Origin of the sequence: Herbaspirillum rubrisubalbicans (assembly GCF_003719195.1) — a bacterium.
Classification (GTDB): Bacteria; Pseudomonadota; Gammaproteobacteria; order Burkholderiales; family Burkholderiaceae_D; genus Herbaspirillum; species Herbaspirillum rubrisubalbicans.
The window spans coordinates 1,937,774-1,956,622 of sequence record NZ_CP024996.1; the positions used below are offsets into that span (position 1 = coordinate 1,937,774).

An 18,849-nucleotide genomic window follows, 5' to 3' on the forward strand; every position below is an offset into this window, starting at 1 on the left:
ATGGATCACCTGATCGCCCAAATCAACAACGTGGGACCGGCGCTGCTGGGTCCGACCCTGTTCACGCTGGTGTGGACCCTGGTCAAGATCCTGGTGGTGATGGTGCCGCTGCTGGTGTGCGTGGCCTACATGACCTACTGGGAGCGCAAGCTGATCGGCTGGATGCACGTGCGTCTGGGCCCCAACCGTGTCGGTCCGGCTGGTCTGCTGCAGCCCATCGCTGACGCCGTCAAGCTGATCTTCAAGGAAATCTCCACGCCATCCAAGGCCAACAAGGCGCTGTTCTACCTGGCACCCGTGATGACCATCATGCCGGCGCTGGCCGCCTGGGCGGTGGTGCCGTTCTCGCCGGAACACGTGCTGGCCAACGTCAACGCCGGTCTGCTGTACCTGATGGCCATCACCTCGATGGAAGTCTACGGCATCATCATCGCCGGCTGGGCCTCCAACTCGAAGTACGCCTTCCTGGGTGCCATGCGCGCCTCGGCACAGATGGTGTCCTACGAAATCTCCATGGGCTTCTGCCTGGTGGTGGTGCTGATGGTCACCGGCAGCCTGAACATGACCGACATCGTGATGGCCCAGACCAAGGGCCAGTTCGCCGGCATGGGCCTGAACTTCCTGTCCTGGAACTGGCTGCCGCTGCTGCCGGTGTTCGTGATCTACTTCGTCTCCGGCGTGGCCGAGACCAACCGTCACCCGTTCGACGTGGTGGAAGGTGAATCCGAAATCGTGGCCGGTCACATGATCGAATACTCGGGCATGTCCTTCGCCATGTTCTTCCTGGCCGAATATGCCGCGATGATCCTGATCTCGATCCTGACCGCGCTGCTGTTCTTCGGCGGCTGGTCGGCACCGCTGGCAGCGCTGGACTTCATCCCGGGTTGGATCTGGCTGGGCCTGAAGACCTTCTTCTTCCTGTCGCTGTATGTGTGGATCCGTGCATCGTTCCCGCGCTATCGCTATGACCAGATCATGCGTCTGGGCTGGAAAGTGTTCATCCCGCTGACCCTGGTGTGGCTGGTGGTCGTGGCGATCTGGATCCAGTCGCCCTGGAATATCTGGAAATAAGTTGGAAGGCTGAGGCTAAAAATGGAAGCTATTAAGGATTTTTTCGGCAGCCTGATGCTCCGCGAACTGTTCAAGGGCCTGGCCCTGACCGGTCGCTACCTGTTCAAGCGCAAGATCACCGTGCAGTTCCCAGAGGAAAAGACGCCAATGTCGCCGCGTTTCCGCGGTCTGCACGCGCTGCGCCGTTATCCCAACGGTGAAGAACGCTGCATCGCCTGCAAGCTGTGCGAAGCGGTCTGCCCGGCGATGGCCATTACCATCGAATCCGAGCAGCGTGCCGACGGTACCCGTCGCACCAGCCGCTACGACATCGACCTGACCAAGTGCATCTTCTGCGGTTTCTGCGAAGAGTCCTGCCCGGTCGATTCGATTGTCGAAACGCACATCCTGGAGTACCACGGTGAAAAGCGGGGCGACCTGTACTACACCAAGGAAATGCTGCTGGCAGTGGGTGATCGTTACGAAAACGAAATCGCTGCAGCCCGCGCGGCCGACGCTGCCTACCGATAATCGGTATTGCCGGGCTGCGTTGCCATGCAAGGCAGGCCGGCAGGGTAGTGCAAGCCGTGCAGGAAAGTGTGGGATGTATTGCGATGGGATAACCGGCGCTTGCGGTCCCCGTGCTGATTGAATGAACCAACTTCTGGTTGATTATGGAATTTAAAACTGTCTTGTTCTACGCGTTCTCGGTGATCCTGGTGATTGCTGCATTGCGCGTCATCACGGCCCGCAACCCGGTCCATGCGGCCCTGTTCCTGGTGCTGTCCTTCTTCTCGGCAGCCGGTCTGTGGATGCTGCTCAAGGCCGAGTTCCTGGCCATCGTGCTGGTGCTGGTCTATGTCGGCGCGGTGATGGTGCTATTCCTGTTCGTGGTGATGATGCTCGATATCAACATGGACAAGTTGCGCGAAGGCTTCTGGGGTTACTTCCCGCTGGCCGCTACCATCGGTGTGATCATCGTGCTGGAAATGGCCGCGGTCCTGTTGCGCAGCTTCTGGGTCTCGGAATCGCAGGTGCCGGCCGCGTCCGATACCATCGGTCAGACCAAGCCTCTGGGCAAGCTGATCTTCACCGAATACGTGTACGGTTTCGAAATCGCGGCCGTGATCCTGCTGGTGGCCATCGTCGCCGCCGTCGCGCTGACATTGCGCCGCCGTAAGGACAGCAAGTACTTCGATCCAGCCCAGGCGGTCAAGGTCAAGGCATCGGACCGCGTGCGCTTGGTCAGCATGAAGGCCGAATCCACCCGCAACGAGCAGCCCGCCGACGCCGCAGCAGCGGCCGACAAGCCGGCAGCTGGTCAACAATCTTAAGAAGGGCGATCAAGAATCATGGCAATCACGCTCTCCCACTACCTGATCATCGGTGCGATCCTGTTCGCGATCTCGATCGTCGGCATTTTCCTGAACCGCAAGAACATCATCGTGCTGCTGATGGCCATCGAACTGATGCTGCTTGCGGTCAACATGAACTTCATTGCTTTCTCGCATTACCTCGGTGACGCGGGCGGACAGATCTTCGTGTTCTTCATCCTGACCGTGGCTGCGGCTGAGTCCGCCATCGGTCTGGCGATTCTGGTGGTGCTGTTCCGTAACCTGGATACCATCAACGTGGAAGACCTCGACAGCCTCAAGGGCTGAGTCGGCATCCGCAGTGTCCTGTTTTTGCGTTCTGGTTTGAATTTCATTTAAAGATGGGAGGCTCCCTTGCAGCAGATGGTGCAAGCGGGGCAGCCAATAAGCGATAAGGTTCATCATGGCTGGGCAACTTAACCCACATCTTCTTCTTGCTGTACCTCTGGCGCCGCTGGCTGGCTCGGCCATCGCCGGTCTGTTGGGTACCAAATTCTTCGGCAACGTGGTTGGCCGCAAGGTGTCGCATACCGCGACCATCCTGGGCGTGCTGATCGCCGCCATCATCTCCATCCAGACCCTGCTTGCAGTGCTGGACGGCGCCACCTACAACGGTACGCTGTACAACTGGATGACGGTGGCCGGCATCAAGCTGGAGATCGGCTTCATGGTCGACAGCCTGACCGCGATGATGATGTGCGTGGTGACCTTCGTCTCTCTGATGGTCCACATCTACACCATCGGCTACATGGCTGAGGATGAGGGCTACAACCGCTTCTTCTCCTACATCTCGCTGTTCACCTTCTCCATGCTCATGCTGGTGATGAGCAACAACTTCCTGCAGCTGTTCTTCGGCTGGGAAGCGGTGGGCCTGGTGTCCTACCTGCTGATCGGTTTCTGGTACACCCGACCGACCGCCATCAAGGCCAACATGAAGGCCTTCCTGGTCAACCGTGTCGGTGACTTCGGCTTCATCCTGGGTATCGGTCTGCTGCTGGCCTACGCCGGCTCGATGAACTACAGCGAAGTCTTCGCCAAGCGCGCCGAGCTGGTCCAACTGACCCTGCCGGGTACCGACTGGATGTTGCTGACCGTGGCCTGCATCTGCCTGTTCGTGGGCGCCATGGGTAAGTCGGCCCAGTTCCCGCTGCACGTCTGGCTGCCGGACTCGATGGAAGGTCCGACCCCGATCTCCGCGCTGATCCACGCCGCCACCATGGTGACGGCCGGTATCTTCATGGTCACCCGCATGTCGCCGCTGTTCGAACTGTCCGACACCGCGCTGTCCTTCATCCTGGTGATCGGTGCCATCACGGCGCTGTTCATGGGCTTCCTGGGCACCATGCAGAACGACATCAAGCGCGTGGTGGCGTACTCCACGCTGTCGCAGCTGGGTTACATGACCGTCGCCCTGGGTGCATCGGCCTACTCGGTGGCTGTGTTCCACCTGATGACCCACGCCTTCTTCAAGGCGCTGCTGTTCCTGGGTGCCGGCTCGGTCATCATCGGTATGCACCATGACCAGGACATGCGCAACATGGGCGGCCTGCGCAAGTACATGCCCATCACCTGGATCACCTCGCTGCTGGGTTCGCTGGCCCTGATCGGCACCCCGTTCTTCTCCGGCTTCTACTCCAAAGATTCGATCATCGAAGCCGCTGCCGAGTCGCACCTGCCGGGTTCGGGCTTTGCCTACTTCGCGGTGCTGGCCAGCGTGTTCGTGACCGCCTTCTACTCTTTCCGCATGTACTTCATGGTCTTCCATGGCAAGGAGCGTTTCGGCCAGGCCCCCGCTCATGACGACCATCACGCCCCGGCTGCCGCCCACGGCGTGCATGACGATCATGGCCACGATGCACATGATGACCACGGCCATGACGAGCACCATCACGGTCTGGCTCCGGGGCAGAAGCCGCACGAGTCGCCGCTGGTGGTGACCCTGCCGCTGATCCTGCTGGCTATTCCTTCGGTCATCATCGGTTTCTTTGCGATCTCGCCGATGCTGTATGGTGACTTCTTCAAGGGCGTGATCTTCTTCGGCGAAAACCACAAAGTCATGGAAGAGCTGGCCCACGAATACCACGGCCCGCTGGCCATGGTGCTGCACGCCTTCACCACTGCGCCGCTGTGGCTGGCCATTGCCGGGGTGGTCGTAGCCTACTACTGCTACATGATCAACCCGCGCGTGCCGGCCTGGTTCAAGGAAAAGTTCAGCATCATCTACACCATCCTGGACAACAAGTACTACATGGACAAGTTCAATGAAGTGGTCTTCGCCGGCGGTGCCCGCCTGCTGGGCAACGGACTGTCCATCGTGGGCGACCGTGGCATCATCGATGGCTTGTTCGTCAACGGCAGTGCCAAGGTCGTCGGCTGGTTCTCGAAGTTCACGCGTCTCTGGCAGTCCGGTTACATCTATCACTATGCATTCGTGATGATCATCGGGGTGCTGGGTTTCCTGGTGTGGTTCATGCCGTTCCCGTTCGCCAAATAAGCTGTCCGAGTAAATAACAACCATGATGCAGTCAACATTTCCCATCTTGAGCCTCGCGATCTGGGTACCGATCGTCTTCGGCATCCTCGTCCTGGCACTGGGCCGCGACAGCAATCCGGGCCTGGCCCGCTGGCTGGCGTTGTTCGGTTCGCTGGTCGGCCTGGTCGTTACTTTCCCTCTGATCCAGCATTTCGATCCGCTGGCGCACGGTTACCAGTTCGTCGAGAAGACCCCCTGGATCGACCGCTTCAACATCAGCTACTTCCTTGGCCTGGACGGCATCTCGCTGTGGTTCGTGCCGCTGACGGCTTTCATCACGGTCATCGTGGTGCTGGCCGGCTGGGTGGTGATCCAGAAGCGCGTGGCCCAGTACATGGGTGCCTTCCTGATCCTCTCGGGCATCATGGTCGGTGTCTTCTCGGCACTGGACGCGATGCTGTTCTATGCCTTCTTCGAAGCGACCCTGATCCCGATGTTCATCATCGTGGGCGTCTGGGGCGGCGACAACCGCGTCTATGCAGCCTTCAAGCTGTTCCTGTACACCCTGTTGGGTTCGCTCTTGATGTTGATCGCCCTGATCTACCTGTACTACGTATCGGGTGGCAGCTTCGAGATCCCGGTCTGGCATCAGGTGCCGCTGTCGATGCTGGAACAGAAGATCCTGTTCTTCGCCTTCTTGGCCGCCTTCGCCGTGAAGGTGCCGATGTGGCCGGTGCACACCTGGCTGCCGGATGCCCACGTGCAGGCGCCCACCGGTGGCTCCATCGTGCTGGCCGCGATCATGTTGAAGCTGGGCGCCTACGGTTTCCTGCGCTTCTCGCTGCCGATCCTGCCTGACGCCAGCCATGCGCTGTCGGGCTTTATGATCTTCCTGTCACTGGTGGCGGTGATCTACATCGGTCTGGTGGCCCTGGTCCAACAGGATATGAAGAAACTGGTCGCCTATTCGTCGATCGCCCACATGGGCTTCGTCACCCTGGGCTTCTTCATGTTCAACGACATGGCCCTGCAGGGCGGCATCGTGCAGATGATCTCGCACGGTTTCGTCTCTGGCGCGATGTTCATGTGTATCGGCGTGCTGTACGACCAGATGCACACCCGTGAAATCGCCCAGTACGGCGGTGTGGTCAACAAGATGCCGCGCTTTGCCTTCTTCTTCATCCTGTTCTCGCTGGCCAACTGCGGCCTGCCGGCCACTTCCGGTTTCGTCGGCGAATTCATGGTGATCCTGGGCGCGGTGAAGTTCAACTTCTGGATCGGCCTGTTGGCGGCGACCGCCCTGATCTGGGGTGCGGCCTACTCGCTGTGGCTGGCCAAGCGCGTCATCTTCGGCGCTGTGGCCAACCATCACGTGGCTGAGCTGGTCGATCTGAATGCCCGCGAGTTCCTGATCCTGGGCTTGCTGGCGATCGCTACCCTGGTCATGGGTATCTATCCCGGCATCATCACCGACAGTATCCAGACCTCGGTGACCGACCTGTTGCAGCACGTGGCGGTCTCCAAGATCAACTGATCTGCGCAGTAAGGATGTGAAGGGCGGGGCGCTTGCGTCCCGCCGACAATGAAGCTGGGCAACAACGAGTAACGAGACGAGCCGGTGTGGCATTGCCGGTCGGGCGGCGCGACCGAAGTCGCGACACAAGCGGGCGAACACAAGCGGTAGTAACTAAATGAATAACATGAATCTGATCCCTGTCTATCCGGAAATATTTCTGCTGATCGCGACTTCCGCGATCCTGCTGATCGATATGTTCCTGCCGGAAGCCAAGCGCGTCATTACCTATCTGCTGTCGCTGGCGGCGCTGGTGGTGTGTGCGGTATTGACCTTTGGTGACCTCAACAGCGGCGCCACGGTCTACACGTTCAACAACATGTTCGTGTCCGACCCGCTGGCCAATCTGTTGAAACTGTTCACCTACCTGGGCGTCGGCGTCACGCTGATCTACTCGCGCCAGTACAACACCGCACGCGGCATCACCGGTGGCGCCCTGGGCGGCGAATACTACGTCCTGGCACTGTTCGCCCTGCTGGGCCAGATGGTCATGATTTCCGGCAACAGCTTCCTGTCCATCTACCTGGGTCTGGAATTGATGTCGCTGTCGCTCTATGCGCTGGTGGCCCTGCGTCGTGACCACGCTGCTTCCACCGAAGCCGGCATGAAGTACTTCATCCTGGGAGCGCTGGCTTCCGGCTTCCTGCTGTATGGCATGTCCATGCTCTATGGTGCGACCGGCGGCGCGCTGGAGTTGAACGAAGTGTTCCGCGCCATCGCCTCCGGTACCGTCGACCGTACGGCGCTGGTGTTCGGCATCGTGTTCGTGGTGGCTGGCCTGGCCTTCAAGCTGGGTGCCGTGCCCTTCCACATGTGGGTGCCTGACGTCTACCAGGGTTCGCCCACACCGGTGACCCTGCTGCTGGGCGCCGCGCCGAAGCTGGCCGCCTTCGCTATCATCTTCCGCCTGCTGGTCGAAGGCATGTTGCCGCTGGCCGAGCAATGGCAGCAAATGCTCATGGTGCTGGCCGTCTTGTCCATCATCCTGGGTAACGTCACCGCCATTGCGCAGACCAACATCAAGCGCATGTTGGCTTACTCGACCATCTCCCACATGGGCTTCATGCTGCTGGGCATGATGTCGGGCGTGATCGACAGCAACCTGTTCTCGGCCGTCAATGCCTACAGCTCCTCGCTGTTCTATGCCATCACCTACGTGATCACCACCCTGGGCAGCTTCGGCGTGATCATCCTGCTGTCGCGCTCGGGCTTCGAAGCCGATACCCTGGACGACTTCAAGGGTCTCAACCAGCGCAGCCCCTGGTTTGCCGCCGTGATGATGATCATGATGTTCTCGCTGGCCGGTATTCCTCCGCTGGTGGGCTTCTATGCCAAGTTGTCGGTGCTGCAGGCCGCCATGGCCACCGGCCAGCTCTGGCTGCCGGTGCTGGCCGTGATCTTCTCGCTTATCGGTGCCTTCTACTACATCCGCGTGGTCAAGGTGATGTACTTCGATGAGCCGACCGACACCAGCAAGATCGTCGCCACGCCCGAAATGCGCGTCGTACTGAGCTTCAATGGTATTGCCGCAGTGGCCCTGGGCCTGTGGCCGGGTCACCTGATGGACGCCTGCACCAATGCCATCGTCACCACGCTGGCGACCTTCCTCAGCAAGGTCGTGTCGTAAGGGAACCGGGGAATGAACGTTTCCCTGTTCAGCTGGATCGTGATCCTGTTGGCCGCCTTGGCGGCCAATTTGCCGTTCTTCAACCAGCAGTTGTTCGGCCTGATTCCGTTAAGCCGGAATGCGGCCTGGGTCAAGCCGGTGTGGGTACGCCTGCTGGAGCTGGTGGTCCTGTATTTCTTGGTCGGATTGGTGGCGCGCCAGCTGGAAGCCGGCATCGGCAACCTCTTTTCGCAGGGCTGGGAATTCTATGCCATCACCGGCTGTCTGTTCCTGGTGCTGGCCTATCCCGGCTACGTGATGCGCTATCTGCGCAAGCAACACGCCTGATCCTGCCAGTATGAGGCGTCGATTTGCATCGGCGCCTTTTTTCCTTGGGCCGCCGCATTTAGGCGCGTCCAGCCGCCTCCTCATCCTCACCTCTAGCCACGCTCATATCATGGACGCCCACCTCAAAGAGACGCAGAAAGACAGCCACCGGGTCTACGAAGGCCACTTCCTCAAAGTCCAGAAGGACACCATCGTGCTGCCCGATGGCAAGGAATCTACCCGCGAATACATCAAGCACCCCGGTGCCGTTGCAGTGCTGCCCTTGTTCGATGATGGCAGTGTGCTCATGGAGCGCCAGTTCCGCTATCCGCTGGATCGCGTCTTCATCGAATTCCCGGCCGGCAAGCTCGATCCGGGTGAAGACAGCCTCGACTGCGCCAAGCGCGAACTGCAGGAAGAAACCGGCTATACCGCCAGCCAATGGCAATACGTCTGCACCATCCACAATGCCATTGCCTATTCGGATGAGCACCTGGTGCTGTATGTGGCGCGTGGCCTGAAGGAAGGGGAGCGGCAACTGGATGAAGGTGAGTTCCTCGACATCTACAAGGCGCCGTTGGCCGAGCTGCTGGAACAGGTGCGCAATGGCCAGATTACCGATGTGAAGACGGTCATCGGTGTGTTCTGGCTGGAGAAGATCGTCAACGGCAGCTGGATGCCGCCCGAGCGTCCTGCCGGCATCTGAAGCCAAAGTCCGCCGACATGAAAAAGCCGCATCCGAGGATGCGGCTTTGTTTTTTCTAAGCGGGGCAGGGCTGCTGCTTACATGCCCGAGTAATTCGGCCCGCCACCACCTTCAGGCGTCACCCAGACGATGTTCTGGGTTGGATCCTTGATGTCGCAGGTCTTGCAGTGTACGCAGTTCTGCGCATTGATCTGCAGGCGGTCGGAATGGTCCTCGTTCTTGACGAATTCATAGACGCCTGCCGGGCAGTAGCGCGCTTCCGGGCCAGCATATTTGGCCAGGTTGATCTGCACCGGCACATTCTTATCCTTCAAGGTCAGGTGGGCCGGCTGGTCTTCCCCGTGGTTGGTGTTGGAGATGAACACCGAAGAGAGGCGGTCGAAGGTCAGCTTGCCGTCCGGCTTAGGATAGACGATGGGTGCGAAGTCCGAGGCCGGGCGCAGGCATTCATGGTCGGCATGGGTATGACGCAGCGTCCACGGTGCCTTGCCACCGAAGAGTACCTGATCGATGCCCACCAGCAGCGTACCGCTGACCAGGCCGCGGCTCATCGAAGGCTTGAAGTTGCGCGCCTTGTGCAATTCTTCCTTCAGCCAGGAGGCGTCGAAGGCGGCCGGGTAGGCCGCCAGTTCGTCGCCCTGGCGGTTCTCGCCCAGCGCCTGGAAGGCGGCTTCGGCGGCCAGCATCCCACTCTTGATCGCAGCATGACTGCCCTTGATGCGCGAGGCGTTGAGGAAACCGGCATCGCAGCCCAGCAGGGCGCCCCCCGGAAATACCAGCTTGGGCAGCGACTGCACGCCGCCTGCGGTGATGGCGCGGGCGCCATAGGAGAGGCGCTTACCGCCTTCGAAGAACTTGCGGATTTCCGGGTGGGTCTTGTAGCGCTGGAATTCCTCGAAGGGCGACAGGTAAGGATTCTGGTAGGCCAGTCCGACCACATAACCGACCGCCACCTGGTTGTTTTCCAGGTGATACAGGAACGAGCCGCCATAGGTGTCATGCGGCAGTGGCCAGCCGGCCGTATGCACCACCAGGCCGGGCTGGTGCACTTCCGGCTTCACTTCCCACAGCTCCTTGATGCCGATGGCATAGGTCTGCGGATCGCGGCCTTCATCGAGTTGGTACTTGGCGATCACTTGCTTGCCCAGGTGGCCGCGCGCCCCTTCGGCGAAGAAGGTGTACTTGGCGTGCAACTCCATGCCGAGCTGGAATTCGGCGGTGGGTTCGCCTTCCTTGTTGATGCCCAGGTTGCCGGTGGCTACGCCCTTGACCGAGCCATCCTCGTGATAGAGCACTTCGGCCGCCGGGAAGCCCGGGAAGATTTCCACGCCTAGCGCCTCGGCCTGCTGGCCCAGCCAGCGGGTGACGTTGGAGAGCGAAATGACGTAATTGCCGTGATTCTGGAAACAGGTGGGCAAGAGCCAGTTGGGCGTCTTGTAGGCCTTGGTAGCGGAGAGGAACAGGAAGCGGTCTTCGCTGACCGGCGTGTGCAACGGTGCGCCTTGTTCCTTCCAGTCAGGAATCAGCTCGGTCAGCGCCCGCGGGTCCATCACGGCGCCGGAGAGGATATGGGCGCCAACTTCGCTACCTTTTTCCAGCACGCACACTGCGACTTCACGATGCTGTTGGGCGGCCAGCTGTTTGAGGCGGATCGCCGCCGACAGGCCGGCCGGGCCGCCGCCGACGATGACTACGTCATATTCCATCGATTCGCGAGGGCCGTATTGTGCGAGCAAGTCTTGAGTAGAAGTCATGGGTGTCCCGTGTGATGTGAACTGCCTATTTTTCGAACGATCGTGCTATTGTTAAGTATTTTTCGAAGGAACGCTAGAGGGCAGCGCTCATTTCGCCGGGCTTTTTATTCACTTTTCGACAATCATTACTGAAACAACGTTTGCAAAGCAGCCCGCTGGCCGATCGATTTACCCAATATTGCCTAAATTGTCTAAATTGCATCAAGCCGGAGGGGCCGTGCGGAAGTGCCGTATTTTATGGGATTTTGGTCGAGCACCTCAGCACCATTGAACAACACTTCATATCCTCTTTGCGTCGGAAACGCGACAAGCCCGCCCGCTGGCGCATGAAAAAAATTTCATTCATAGATGAATCAAACCGGAAAGGACCAGCCATGAGCCCTCACCAACAGGCCGCACCGAAGCAGTTATATATCTCTCGCCAGAGCATCCGCTGGGGGGATATGGATGCCTTCGGTCATGTCAACAACACCATCTATTTCCGCTTCATGGAGCAGTGCCGCATCGAGTGGCTGGAAGAGGTGTTCGGCCCCACCATTGCCGGCCTGGAAGGCCCGGTGATCGTCAATGCCCACTGCAATTTCAGGCGTCAGATGAAGTATCCCGCCACCATTGCCGTGCAGATGAACGCCGGCCATGTGGGGCGCACGAGTGTGGAAACTACGTATGTCATCCGCGACGCTGTCGATGAACAGATCATTTATGCTGATGGTGCTGCAAAGATCGTCTGGGTCGATTTCGAGAAAGAAAAATCCACTGCGTTGCCCGAGAGGCTGCGACAGCTCCTGACAAGCTTGTAAGTTTGGCGCAAGGAAACTGGCACAGAATCGGCCCGACACTCCCGCAAGGAACCGCCACAGAGCGGAGGGAGCGGAGAATTCGTTTCACAGCGAGCGGATATCCAAAAGCGCATAGCCCGTCTGCGATGAGCTAGCCAACAACTACATTCTGGAGGATGACATGACATACAAGACCCAAGCCTTTGTTGCGGCTGCCCTGATGAGCCTGGCGCTCACTTCGCAGGCGGCCGATCCGATCAAGATCGGTGTTTCCGGCCCCTATACCGGTGGTTCGGCGCCGATGGGGGTTTCCATGCGCGACGGCGTCAAGCTGGCCGTGGCCGAGATCAATGCCGCCGGCGGCGTGCTGGGACGCCAGATTCAACTGGTCGAGCGCGATGATGAGGCCAAGAACGAACGCGGCGTGCAGATCGCCCAGGAACTGATCAACAAGGAAAAGGTGGTCGCCACCGTCGGCTTCATCAACACCGGCGTGGCCCTGGCCTCGCAGCGCTTCTACCAGGAAGCCAAGATTCCGGTGATTAACAACGTCGCCACCGGCACTGTGATCACCAAGCAGTTCGAGAAGGAAAAGGATAACTACATCTTCCGCACCTCGGCCGCCGACAAGATCCAGGCCAAGATGATCGCCGATGAAGCGGTGGACAAGCAGAAGTTCAGCAAGGTCGCCATCCTGGCCGACTCCACCAACTACGGCCAGCTCGGCCGCGAAGACCTGGAGAAGGTGCTGGCCGACAAGAAGGTCACCCCGGTGGCCGTCGAGAAGTACAACATCAAGGACGTCGATATGACGGCCCAGTTGCTCAAGTCCAAGCAGGGCGGCGCCCAGGCCGTGCTGACCTACGGCATCGGCCCGGAACTGGCGCAGATCGCCAACGGCATGGAAAAGTTGAACTGGCACGTGCCCATCATCGGCAGTTGGCCGCTGTCCATGGGTAACTTCATCGATAACTCCGGCAAGAACGGCAATGGCGCCCGGATGCCGCAAACCTTCATCCAGGACGGCAATACGCCCAAGCGCAAGGCCTTCATCGAGGCCTACCAGAAGGCCTACAAGGTCGATCGTATGCCCTCGGCCGTCTCGGCTGCCCAAGGCTATGACTCCATCCTGCTGCTGGCCGCTGCCATCAAGCAGGCTGGCAGCACCGATGGCGAAAAGGTCCGCGCTGCGCTGGAAAACCTGAACACCAAGGTCGAAGGCGTGGTCACTACCTATGACAAACCGTTCACCCACGACGATCACGAAGCCATCAAGGCGAGCATGGTCGTGATGGGCGAGGTCAAGAACGGCCGCGTCATCCTCGGCAAATAAGACTCGACTCGCTTCACGCACAGTAGTCGAAGAGGCCAGTCCTTGCGATCCGGGGGCTGGCCTTTTTTACACGATCTGTTGACGATTTTTTAACGGCCCGACGTCGGCGCCGCAGGATCGTTGCAGCTCTACGCCGCCACCCGGCGGTAGCCGCTTCTTGGGAAATACAATGGATATCCTCTTACAACTGGTCTTCTCCGGGATCGCGCTGGGCATGATCTATGCCGTCATCGCCTTCGGTTACCAACTGACCTTTGCCACCTCCGGCACCCTCAACTTCGGCCAGGGTGAAGCCCTGATGCTGGGCGCCCTGGTCGGGCTTTCCGTGGTGGGCAACATCCACGGCGGGCCCTATCTCAATTATTGGCTGATGATTCCCATCGTGCTGGTCTTTGGCGCCTTGCAAGGCATGTTCGTGGAGTGGATCGGTGTGCGTCCGGCCATCAAGATCAAGTCCGAATTCGGCTGGATCATGTCCACCATCGCCCTGGCCATCATCTTCAAGAACGTCGCCGAGAACATCTGGGGCAAGGACGACCTGCCGTTTCCCACGCCGATCTCGGGTACCCCGTTCCAGGTCTTCGGGGCCAACGTGCAACCCATGCAGGTGCTGGTGGTGATCGGCGCCTTGCTCATCATGGCGGCGGTCGAATTGTTCAATCGCAAGTCCATCTACGGCAAGGCCGTGGTGGCCACCTCCAACGACCGCGATGCGGCGGGCCTGATGGGCATCAATACCAGCATGGTGATCACTTTTTCATATGCGCTGTCTTCCGCCACTGCCGCCTTCGCCGGCGTGCTGGTGGCCCCGCTGACCTTAACCGGCGCCACCATGGGCGCGGCACTGGGACTGAAGGCCTTTGCGGTGGCCATCATCGGTGGCCTCACCTCGGGCATGGGCGCCATCGTCGGCGGCCTGATCCTGGGCGTGGCCGAGACCGTGACCGGCTTCTATATCTCCACCGGCTATAAGGAAGTCCCGGGACTGGTGCTGCTGCTGCTGGTCCTGGCGGTGAAACCTGCGGGCCTGTTCGGCAAAACTGCGATCAAGAAGGTCTGATGCGATGAACAAGAAAATCCTGCTCCTGTCTTTGCTGGGTATCGTCGCGCTGGGCGGCATTCCCATGGTGGTGCACAACCCGTATTACCTGCACCTGATCGAAACCATCCTGATCTACGCCATCCTGCTGTTCGGACTGGATATCGTGGTCGGCTATACCGGCCAGGTCTCGCTGGGTCATGCTGGCTTGTTCGGCATCGGCTCGTATGCGGCCGGCGTGCTGTTCTTCAAGCTGGGGATGCCGATCTTCGTGACGGTACCGGCCGCCATTGCCGTCACGGCAGTGTTCGGTGCCATCCTGGCCTTGCCGGCCTTGCGCGTGACTGGTCCTTACCTGGCCATGGTGACGCTGGCCTTTGGCACCATCATCCAGATCCTGATCAACGAGATGACCTTCCTCACCGAAGGCCCGATGGGTATCAAGCTGCACAAGCCCATGATCGGCGGCGAGAAGATGAGCGAAGTGCAGTTCTTCTATCTGGTCGCGGCCCTGATGGTGATCTCGATGCTGGTGGTGCATCGCATCCTCAAGTCCAACCTGGGGCGCGCGTTCCAGGCCCTGCGTGACAGCCCGATCGCTTCCGATTGCATGGGCGTGTCGGTGTATCGCTACAAGGTCTATGCCTTCATCATCAGCGCCGCGTTGGCCGGTCTCTCGGGTGCCCTGTATGCGTATTCGGAAGAGTACATCTCGCCCAATACCTACAACTTCGAGCTGACCATCCTGTTCCTGCTGGCGGTGATCATGGGGGGACGCAAGTCGCGCATCGGCTCGCTCATCGGTGCGCTCATCGTGGTGATGCTGCCCAGTCTGTTGTCCGATATCGCGCTATTCCGCCAGATCGCCACCGTGCTGGCGGTGATCGTGGTGGTGGGCGCTGGCGTGCAAGTGGCGCGCAAGACCAAGACTGTGCGCGGCGTGGCCGTGCCGGTGGTGGCGACCATCGCCATGGCGGCCTTCTCCTACAAGCTGGAAAATATCACCGACTGGCGCCTGACTATCTTTGGTCTGATGACGCTGTTCGTGGTGTATTACCTGCAGGATGGCATCGTCGGCTTCTGCCGCAACCTGTTTGGTCGCTTGCTCACCAAGCATGTGCCGGTGGCGCAGCAGATCGCCGGTGACAAGGAACGCGCCGTCATCACCACCGATTCGGTCAAGGATCAGGGAGCCACGCTGTTGAAGGTCAACCAGATCCTGATGCAGTTCGGCGGCCTGAAGGCCCTGAACCGGGTTGACCTGGACGTACGCAAGGGAACCGTGCACGGCCTGATCGGCCCGAACGGCTCGGGCAAGAGCACCATGATGAACGTGCTCACCGGCATCTACCGTCCCACCGATGGTGTGGTGGAATACGATGGCCGTCCGATCTCCGGCAATGTGCCCTCGGCCATCGCCCTAGGCGGCGTGGCGCGGACTTTCCAGAACGTGCAACTGTTCGGTGAAATGACGGCCACTGAAAATGTGCTGGTCGGCCTGCATCACACCTTCAACAGCAATGTGGTCGATGTGATGGTCAATACGCCCCGTTACGTCCGGGAAGAGCAGGCTGCACGGGAACGCGCCGCCGCCATCCTGGAGTTTGTCGGCTTGGCCAACCTGGCCAATGAAGAGGCGCGCAACCTGCCGTACGGCAAGCAGCGCCTGCTGGAAATCGGCCGTGCGCTGGGCTTGAATCCGAGTCTGTTGCTGCTGGACGAACCGGCCGCTGGCCTCACTGCGCCGGACATCAAGGAACTCGTTGCCATCATCCGCAAGATCCGCGAAGCCGGCATCACCATCATCCTGATCGAACACCACATGGACGTGGTCATGTCCATCTGCGATACCGTCACCGTGCTCGACTTCGGTCAGAAGATCGCCGAAGGCAAGCCGGCCCAGGTCCAGGCTGACCCCAAGGTCATCGAAGCCTACCTCGGCAGTGGCGCAGGCGATGCCCATGACAACCCATCCAGCCCCGCGGGAGCCTGAACATGCTGACTATTTCCAATCTGCACGCCGCTTACGGCAAGGTCGAGGTGCTGCATGGCATTTCGATGGACGTTCCCAAAGGCAAGGTGGTGACCCTGATCGGTTCCAACGGCGCCGGCAAGACCACCACCATGCGCGCCATCTCCGGCATGATCAAACCGAAGGGCGGGGAAGTCACGCTGGGCGGCAAGAACATCACCGGTCTGGATTCGCACAAGATCGCCCGCTTCGGGCTGGCCCACTCGCCCGAAGGCCGGCGCGTGTTCGCCACCATGAGCGTGATCGACAACCTGCTCCTGGGCGCCTTCCCTCGCTTTACCCGGGCGCGTCCCAAGGGGGATATCGCGCATGACCTGGAGCGCGCGCTGGAACTGTTCCCGCGCTTGAAAGAGCGGCAGGTCCAACTGGCCGGCACGCTCTCCGGTGGCGAGCAGCAGATGCTGGCCATGGCGCGCGCGGTGATGTTGAATCCTGAAGTGATCCTGCTGGATGAACCATCGATGGGCCTGGCGCCTATCCTGGTTGATGAAGTCTTCCGCATCATCTCGCGCTTGAAGGAGCAGGGCGTGACCATGTTGCTGGTGGAGCAGTTCGCTGCCGCCGCGCTCAATGTTGCGGATTACGGGTATGTGTTGGAGAATGGCAAGATATCCGTACACGGACCCGCCGACAAGCTGCAGAACGACCCGGCGGTCAAGGCCGCCTATCTTGGCGGTGGTGCGCATCACTGATGGGCAGCGGTCAGACAGACATCAGCCATGCGCCACCTGGCGTGATACTGGGGCTCGCACGTCGCGTAAGCTGACAGCGTGTCCGGTATATTAAGGGGGAGCAATACCCCTTGAAGGCTGATTCAGGCGCACCCCCCGGTGCGCCTTTTCTTTGGTAGCTGGCGAAGGAGCGGGTGATGTCCGGGCAGCAGAATGTGCATATAGACGTGGACGGCGTGTCCTTGCACGCCTGCCTGTGGGGGCAGCAGCTTGCAGGCCGTCCTGCCATCGTCCTGTTGCATGACTCCCTGGGATCAGTGGCCTTGTGGCGCGACTTTCCTGCGCGCCTGGTCGAGCGCACCGCTTGCCCGGTCATTGCTTACGACCGTCACGGCTTCGGCCTGTCCTCGGCACGCAGCGACCGGCTGCCACTGGGGTTCATTGAAGGCGAAGCCCGGCCCTGGCTGGAAGCGATCTTGCAACACTTCGGGGTGAAGCGGGTGGTGCTGTTTGGTCATAGCGTCGGCGGCGGCATGGCCGTGTCGGCGGCCGCGCAGATGCCGCAGTATGTGCTGGGCGTCATCACCGAAGCGGCCCAGGCCTTCGTGGAAGAGCTGACCCTGCGAGGGATTGGGGAAGCTGCCGCCCGTTTCGCCGACCCGGAGCAACTGGTGCGGCTGGCGAAGTATCATGGCAACGATATGCAGCAGGCCCGCTGGGTACTGTCGGCCTGGATCGATACCTGGCGCTCACCTGCCTTTGCCGACTGGTCGCTGGCGCCCATGCTGGCCCGTCTGCAATGCCCGGTGCTGGCCTTGCACGGCGATCTGGATGAGTACGGCAGTCTGGCTCATCCACGCATGATCGCCAGCCTGCCGGCGGCTTTTTCCGGTCAAGGCCGGTATCAGGTGCTGGCGCAGTGCGGCCATGTCCCGCATCGGGAGCAGCCGCAACAGGTGTTGCAGGCCACCGCCGATTTCCTGCTGCGTTGCGGCGTCTTCTGACACGGCGCCTTCATCCCTTCTTGCTTTCCATCTGCTTGGTCCGCTTGGTCAGATGCATCTCAATCCAGCGGATGCTCGCGTTGATATTCCTTTAATCCCAGCAGATACATGGTGCGCACGAAAAGCGCCCGGGACCGGTAAGTTTGGCTCGCCAACCGGGTCGCTTGTTCGAACTCGGCCTCATTAAGTCGAAATTTCACCAGACGCGTGGACCCTTTTGCGGTCAGGCGTTCGTTTTGTTGCTTGTGTGCCATAAGATGTCTCCTCGCTGTTGGACTGAGAGCAATATTCTAGGAGAGGTCCTTTTCATATGTCATCGAATAAAAGTGAATTTTTAACAATACTTGGTGATCGTCTGGCCGAAGAACGCGGTCGCTGCGGCCACACCCAAAAATCGGTAGCGGACCAGTTGGAGATCACGGCGCGCACGCAGATCAAGTACGAGATCGGCGAGACGGCACCGGATGCCTACTATCTGCATGGCCTGGGGGAGATCGGCATCGACGTCACCTATGTGCTGACCGGCGTCAGAGGCGCCACGCCAAGTCTGGAGGAGAGTGAATTGCTGTCCTGCTTCCGCGCCGTGGATGCGGGAATGCGTAGCGCGCTGGTGCAATTACTGACCGGCCTGTCGCAGATGTCCAAGGCGGCCAAGAAAAAGCGCGACTTCCCCGCCGCCAGCGACGCCAAGCGCACCCGTCCCGGGCGTCAGCGCAAGGTACCGGTGGGGCAGATAGAGGGCGGGGGCGACAATCAGGAAGATCGGTGACGCAGCGGGCCGAGCAGGGCCTGCAAAGCAAAAAAGCACCACGATTTCTCGTGGTGCTTTTCTTGATTGGTGGGGCGTCACAGATTCGAACTGTGGACCTACGGATTAAGAGTCCGCTGCTCTACCAGCTGAGCTAACGCCCCGAAGCCCTGCCTGAATTCAGGTAGACATGGAAGTGAAAAAGGCCTCGGTACGGGAGGCCTTTTGAAATTTTGGTGGGGCGTCACAGATTCGAACTGTGGACCTACGGATTAAGAGTCCGCTGCTCTACCAGCTGAGCTAACGCCCCGTTGCTGCACTTCGTTGTTGCTTCAGTGCTGCAAGAGAGAGCGCATTATAGGAGGGGGTGGTGGTCAACGC

Annotated in this window: 18 protein-coding genes and 2 tRNA genes; 16 read left to right on the forward strand and 4 right to left on the reverse strand. The window is 60.0% G+C overall.

All coding sequences use genetic code 11. From position 1 onward, the window contains the following. The 9 genes from nuoH to RC54_RS08695 all read left to right on the forward strand — a co-directional run bounded on the left by nuoH (window position 1) and on the right by RC54_RS08695 (window position 9,108). Complete coding sequence (nuoH, locus tag RC54_RS08655) at window positions 1-1,071, forward strand: NADH-quinone oxidoreductase subunit NuoH (protein WP_058895012.1); 1,071 nt, start codon at window positions 1-3, stop codon at window positions 1,069-1,071. A 21-nt stretch (window positions 1,072-1,092) separates the two neighbouring features. Next, the gene (nuoI, locus tag RC54_RS08660) at window positions 1,093-1,581 is read left to right on the forward strand and encodes an NADH-quinone oxidoreductase subunit NuoI (RefSeq protein WP_006712947.1); all 489 of its coding nucleotides are present in this window, start codon (window positions 1,093-1,095) and stop codon (window positions 1,579-1,581) included. A 143-nt stretch (window positions 1,582-1,724) separates the two neighbouring features. After that, on the forward strand, window positions 1,725-2,384 hold the full coding sequence (locus RC54_RS08665; RefSeq protein ID WP_061789350.1) for an NADH-quinone oxidoreductase subunit J: 660 nt from the start codon (window positions 1,725-1,727) through the stop codon (window positions 2,382-2,384). A gap of 18 nt (window positions 2,385-2,402) precedes the next feature. Next, complete coding sequence (gene nuoK / locus RC54_RS08670; RefSeq protein WP_006712949.1) at window positions 2,403-2,711, forward strand: NADH-quinone oxidoreductase subunit NuoK; 309 nt, start codon at window positions 2,403-2,405, stop codon at window positions 2,709-2,711. Between the two features lie 115 nt (window positions 2,712-2,826). Next, window positions 2,827-4,917 (forward strand): NADH-quinone oxidoreductase subunit L, encoded by a 2,091-nt coding sequence (gene nuoL, locus RC54_RS08675; RefSeq protein WP_061789349.1) that lies wholly within the window; start codon window positions 2,827-2,829, stop codon window positions 4,915-4,917. A gap of 22 nt (window positions 4,918-4,939) precedes the next feature. After that, complete coding sequence (locus RC54_RS08680; protein ID WP_058895015.1) at window positions 4,940-6,430, forward strand: NADH-quinone oxidoreductase subunit M; 1,491 nt, start codon at window positions 4,940-4,942, stop codon at window positions 6,428-6,430. 157 nt (window positions 6,431-6,587) lie between these two features. After that, on the forward strand, window positions 6,588-8,096 hold the full coding sequence (gene nuoN / locus RC54_RS08685; RefSeq protein ID WP_058895016.1) for an NADH-quinone oxidoreductase subunit NuoN: 1,509 nt from the start codon (window positions 6,588-6,590) through the stop codon (window positions 8,094-8,096). A gap of 12 nt (window positions 8,097-8,108) precedes the next feature. Further along, a complete protein-coding gene (locus RC54_RS08690) occupies window positions 8,109-8,423 on the forward strand; it encodes a DUF2818 family protein (protein WP_058895017.1) in 315 nt (104 codons plus the stop codon). Between the two features lie 109 nt (window positions 8,424-8,532). Continuing rightward, entirely contained in the window at window positions 8,533-9,108 is a 576-nt protein-coding gene (locus RC54_RS08695; protein WP_061789348.1) for an NUDIX domain-containing protein, read from the forward strand. 77 nt (window positions 9,109-9,185) lie between these two features. Here RC54_RS08695 and RC54_RS08700 read toward each other — a convergent pair whose 3' ends face one another. Then, on the reverse strand, window positions 9,186-10,862 hold the full coding sequence (locus RC54_RS08700; protein ID WP_061789347.1) for an electron transfer flavoprotein-ubiquinone oxidoreductase: 1,677 nt from the start codon (window positions 10,860-10,862) through the stop codon (window positions 9,186-9,188). 374 nt (window positions 10,863-11,236) lie between these two features. Between RC54_RS08700 and RC54_RS08705 the strand changes: the two genes are divergently transcribed. From RC54_RS08705 to RC54_RS08730, 6 genes are all read left to right on the forward strand, one after another. Further along, entirely contained in the window at window positions 11,237-11,662 is a 426-nt protein-coding gene (locus RC54_RS08705) for an acyl-CoA thioesterase (protein ID WP_058895020.1), read from the forward strand. Between the two features lie 160 nt (window positions 11,663-11,822). Beyond that, window positions 11,823-12,974: an ABC transporter substrate-binding protein gene (locus tag RC54_RS08710; protein ID WP_058895021.1), complete on the forward strand. Its 1,152-nt coding sequence runs from the start codon at window positions 11,823-11,825 to the stop codon at window positions 12,972-12,974. Window positions 12,975-13,143: 169 nt separating this feature from the next. Then, the gene (locus RC54_RS08715) at window positions 13,144-14,034 is read left to right on the forward strand and encodes a branched-chain amino acid ABC transporter permease (protein WP_017450685.1); all 891 of its coding nucleotides are present in this window, start codon (window positions 13,144-13,146) and stop codon (window positions 14,032-14,034) included. Window positions 14,035-14,038: 4 nt separating this feature from the next. Beyond that, window positions 14,039-16,006 carry a branched-chain amino acid ABC transporter ATP-binding protein/permease gene (locus tag RC54_RS08720; RefSeq protein ID WP_058895023.1) on the forward strand — a complete coding sequence of 656 codons (1,968 nt, stop codon included), beginning with the start codon at window positions 14,039-14,041 and terminating at the stop codon, window positions 16,004-16,006. A gap of 2 nt (window positions 16,007-16,008) precedes the next feature. Then, complete coding sequence (locus RC54_RS08725; protein ID WP_061789346.1) at window positions 16,009-16,737, forward strand: ABC transporter ATP-binding protein; 729 nt, start codon at window positions 16,009-16,011, stop codon at window positions 16,735-16,737. A 176-nt stretch (window positions 16,738-16,913) separates the two neighbouring features. Further along, window positions 16,914-17,720 carry an alpha/beta fold hydrolase gene (locus RC54_RS08730; protein WP_058895024.1) on the forward strand — a complete coding sequence of 269 codons (807 nt, stop codon included), beginning with the start codon at window positions 16,914-16,916 and terminating at the stop codon, window positions 17,718-17,720. Between the two features lie 59 nt (window positions 17,721-17,779). Here the strand turns inward: RC54_RS08730 and RC54_RS08735 are convergent, their stop codons facing one another. Next, window positions 17,780-17,974 carry a hypothetical protein gene (locus tag RC54_RS08735; RefSeq protein WP_058895025.1) on the reverse strand — a complete coding sequence of 65 codons (195 nt, stop codon included), beginning with the start codon at window positions 17,972-17,974 and terminating at the stop codon, window positions 17,780-17,782. A gap of 56 nt (window positions 17,975-18,030) precedes the next feature. Between RC54_RS08735 and RC54_RS08740 the strand changes: the two genes are divergently transcribed. Next, window positions 18,031-18,489, forward strand: a complete 459-nt coding sequence (locus RC54_RS08740; protein ID WP_231739047.1) for a helix-turn-helix domain-containing protein — start codon at window positions 18,031-18,033, stop codon at window positions 18,487-18,489. Window positions 18,490-18,556: 67 nt separating this feature from the next. Here the strand turns inward: RC54_RS08740 and RC54_RS08745 are convergent. Both RC54_RS08745 and RC54_RS08750 read right to left on the reverse strand, forming a co-directional pair. Next, window positions 18,557-18,632 (reverse strand) — tRNA-Lys (locus RC54_RS08745). Window positions 18,633-18,702: 70 nt separating this feature from the next. Continuing rightward, window positions 18,703-18,778: transfer RNA gene (locus RC54_RS08750), tRNA-Lys, on the reverse strand. Window positions 18,779-18,849: the final 71 nt, after the last annotated feature.

What these genes read in the sequence shown, in the direction of transcription:
- RC54_RS08735 (WP_058895025.1), bottom strand. Translation starts at nt 17,974, where the DNA reads ATGGCACACAAGCAACAAAACGAACGCCTGACCGCAAAAGGGTCCACG.
- RC54_RS08690 (WP_058895017.1), top strand. Translation starts at nt 8,109, where the DNA reads ATGAACGTTTCCCTGTTCAGCTGGATCGTGATCCTGTTGGCCGCCTTG.
- RC54_RS08720 (WP_058895023.1), top strand. Translation starts at nt 14,039, where the DNA reads ATGAACAAGAAAATCCTGCTCCTGTCTTTGCTGGGTATCGTCGCGCTG.
- RC54_RS08725 (WP_061789346.1), top strand. Translation starts at nt 16,009, where the DNA reads ATGCTGACTATTTCCAATCTGCACGCCGCTTACGGCAAGGTCGAGGTG.
- RC54_RS08730 (WP_058895024.1), top strand. Translation starts at nt 16,914, where the DNA reads ATGTCCGGGCAGCAGAATGTGCATATAGACGTGGACGGCGTGTCCTTG.
- RC54_RS08705 (WP_058895020.1), top strand. Translation starts at nt 11,237, where the DNA reads ATGAGCCCTCACCAACAGGCCGCACCGAAGCAGTTATATATCTCTCGC.
- nuoH (WP_058895012.1), top strand. Translation starts at nt 1, where the DNA reads ATGGATCACCTGATCGCCCAAATCAACAACGTGGGACCGGCGCTGCTG.
- RC54_RS08715 (WP_017450685.1), top strand. Translation starts at nt 13,144, where the DNA reads ATGGATATCCTCTTACAACTGGTCTTCTCCGGGATCGCGCTGGGCATG.
- RC54_RS08740 (WP_231739047.1), top strand. Translation starts at nt 18,031, where the DNA reads ATGTCATCGAATAAAAGTGAATTTTTAACAATACTTGGTGATCGTCTG.
- nuoI (WP_006712947.1), top strand. Translation starts at nt 1,093, where the DNA reads ATGGAAGCTATTAAGGATTTTTTCGGCAGCCTGATGCTCCGCGAACTG.
- RC54_RS08700 (WP_061789347.1), bottom strand. Translation starts at nt 10,862, where the DNA reads ATGACTTCTACTCAAGACTTGCTCGCACAATACGGCCCTCGCGAATCG.
- nuoK (WP_006712949.1), top strand. Translation starts at nt 2,403, where the DNA reads ATGGCAATCACGCTCTCCCACTACCTGATCATCGGTGCGATCCTGTTC.
- RC54_RS08710 (WP_058895021.1), top strand. Translation starts at nt 11,823, where the DNA reads ATGACATACAAGACCCAAGCCTTTGTTGCGGCTGCCCTGATGAGCCTG.
- RC54_RS08665 (WP_061789350.1), top strand. Translation starts at nt 1,725, where the DNA reads ATGGAATTTAAAACTGTCTTGTTCTACGCGTTCTCGGTGATCCTGGTG.
- nuoL (WP_061789349.1), top strand. Translation starts at nt 2,827, where the DNA reads ATGGCTGGGCAACTTAACCCACATCTTCTTCTTGCTGTACCTCTGGCG.
- RC54_RS08680 (WP_058895015.1), top strand. Translation starts at nt 4,940, where the DNA reads ATGATGCAGTCAACATTTCCCATCTTGAGCCTCGCGATCTGGGTACCG.
- RC54_RS08695 (WP_061789348.1), top strand. Translation starts at nt 8,533, where the DNA reads ATGGACGCCCACCTCAAAGAGACGCAGAAAGACAGCCACCGGGTCTAC.
- nuoN (WP_058895016.1), top strand. Translation starts at nt 6,588, where the DNA reads ATGAATAACATGAATCTGATCCCTGTCTATCCGGAAATATTTCTGCTG.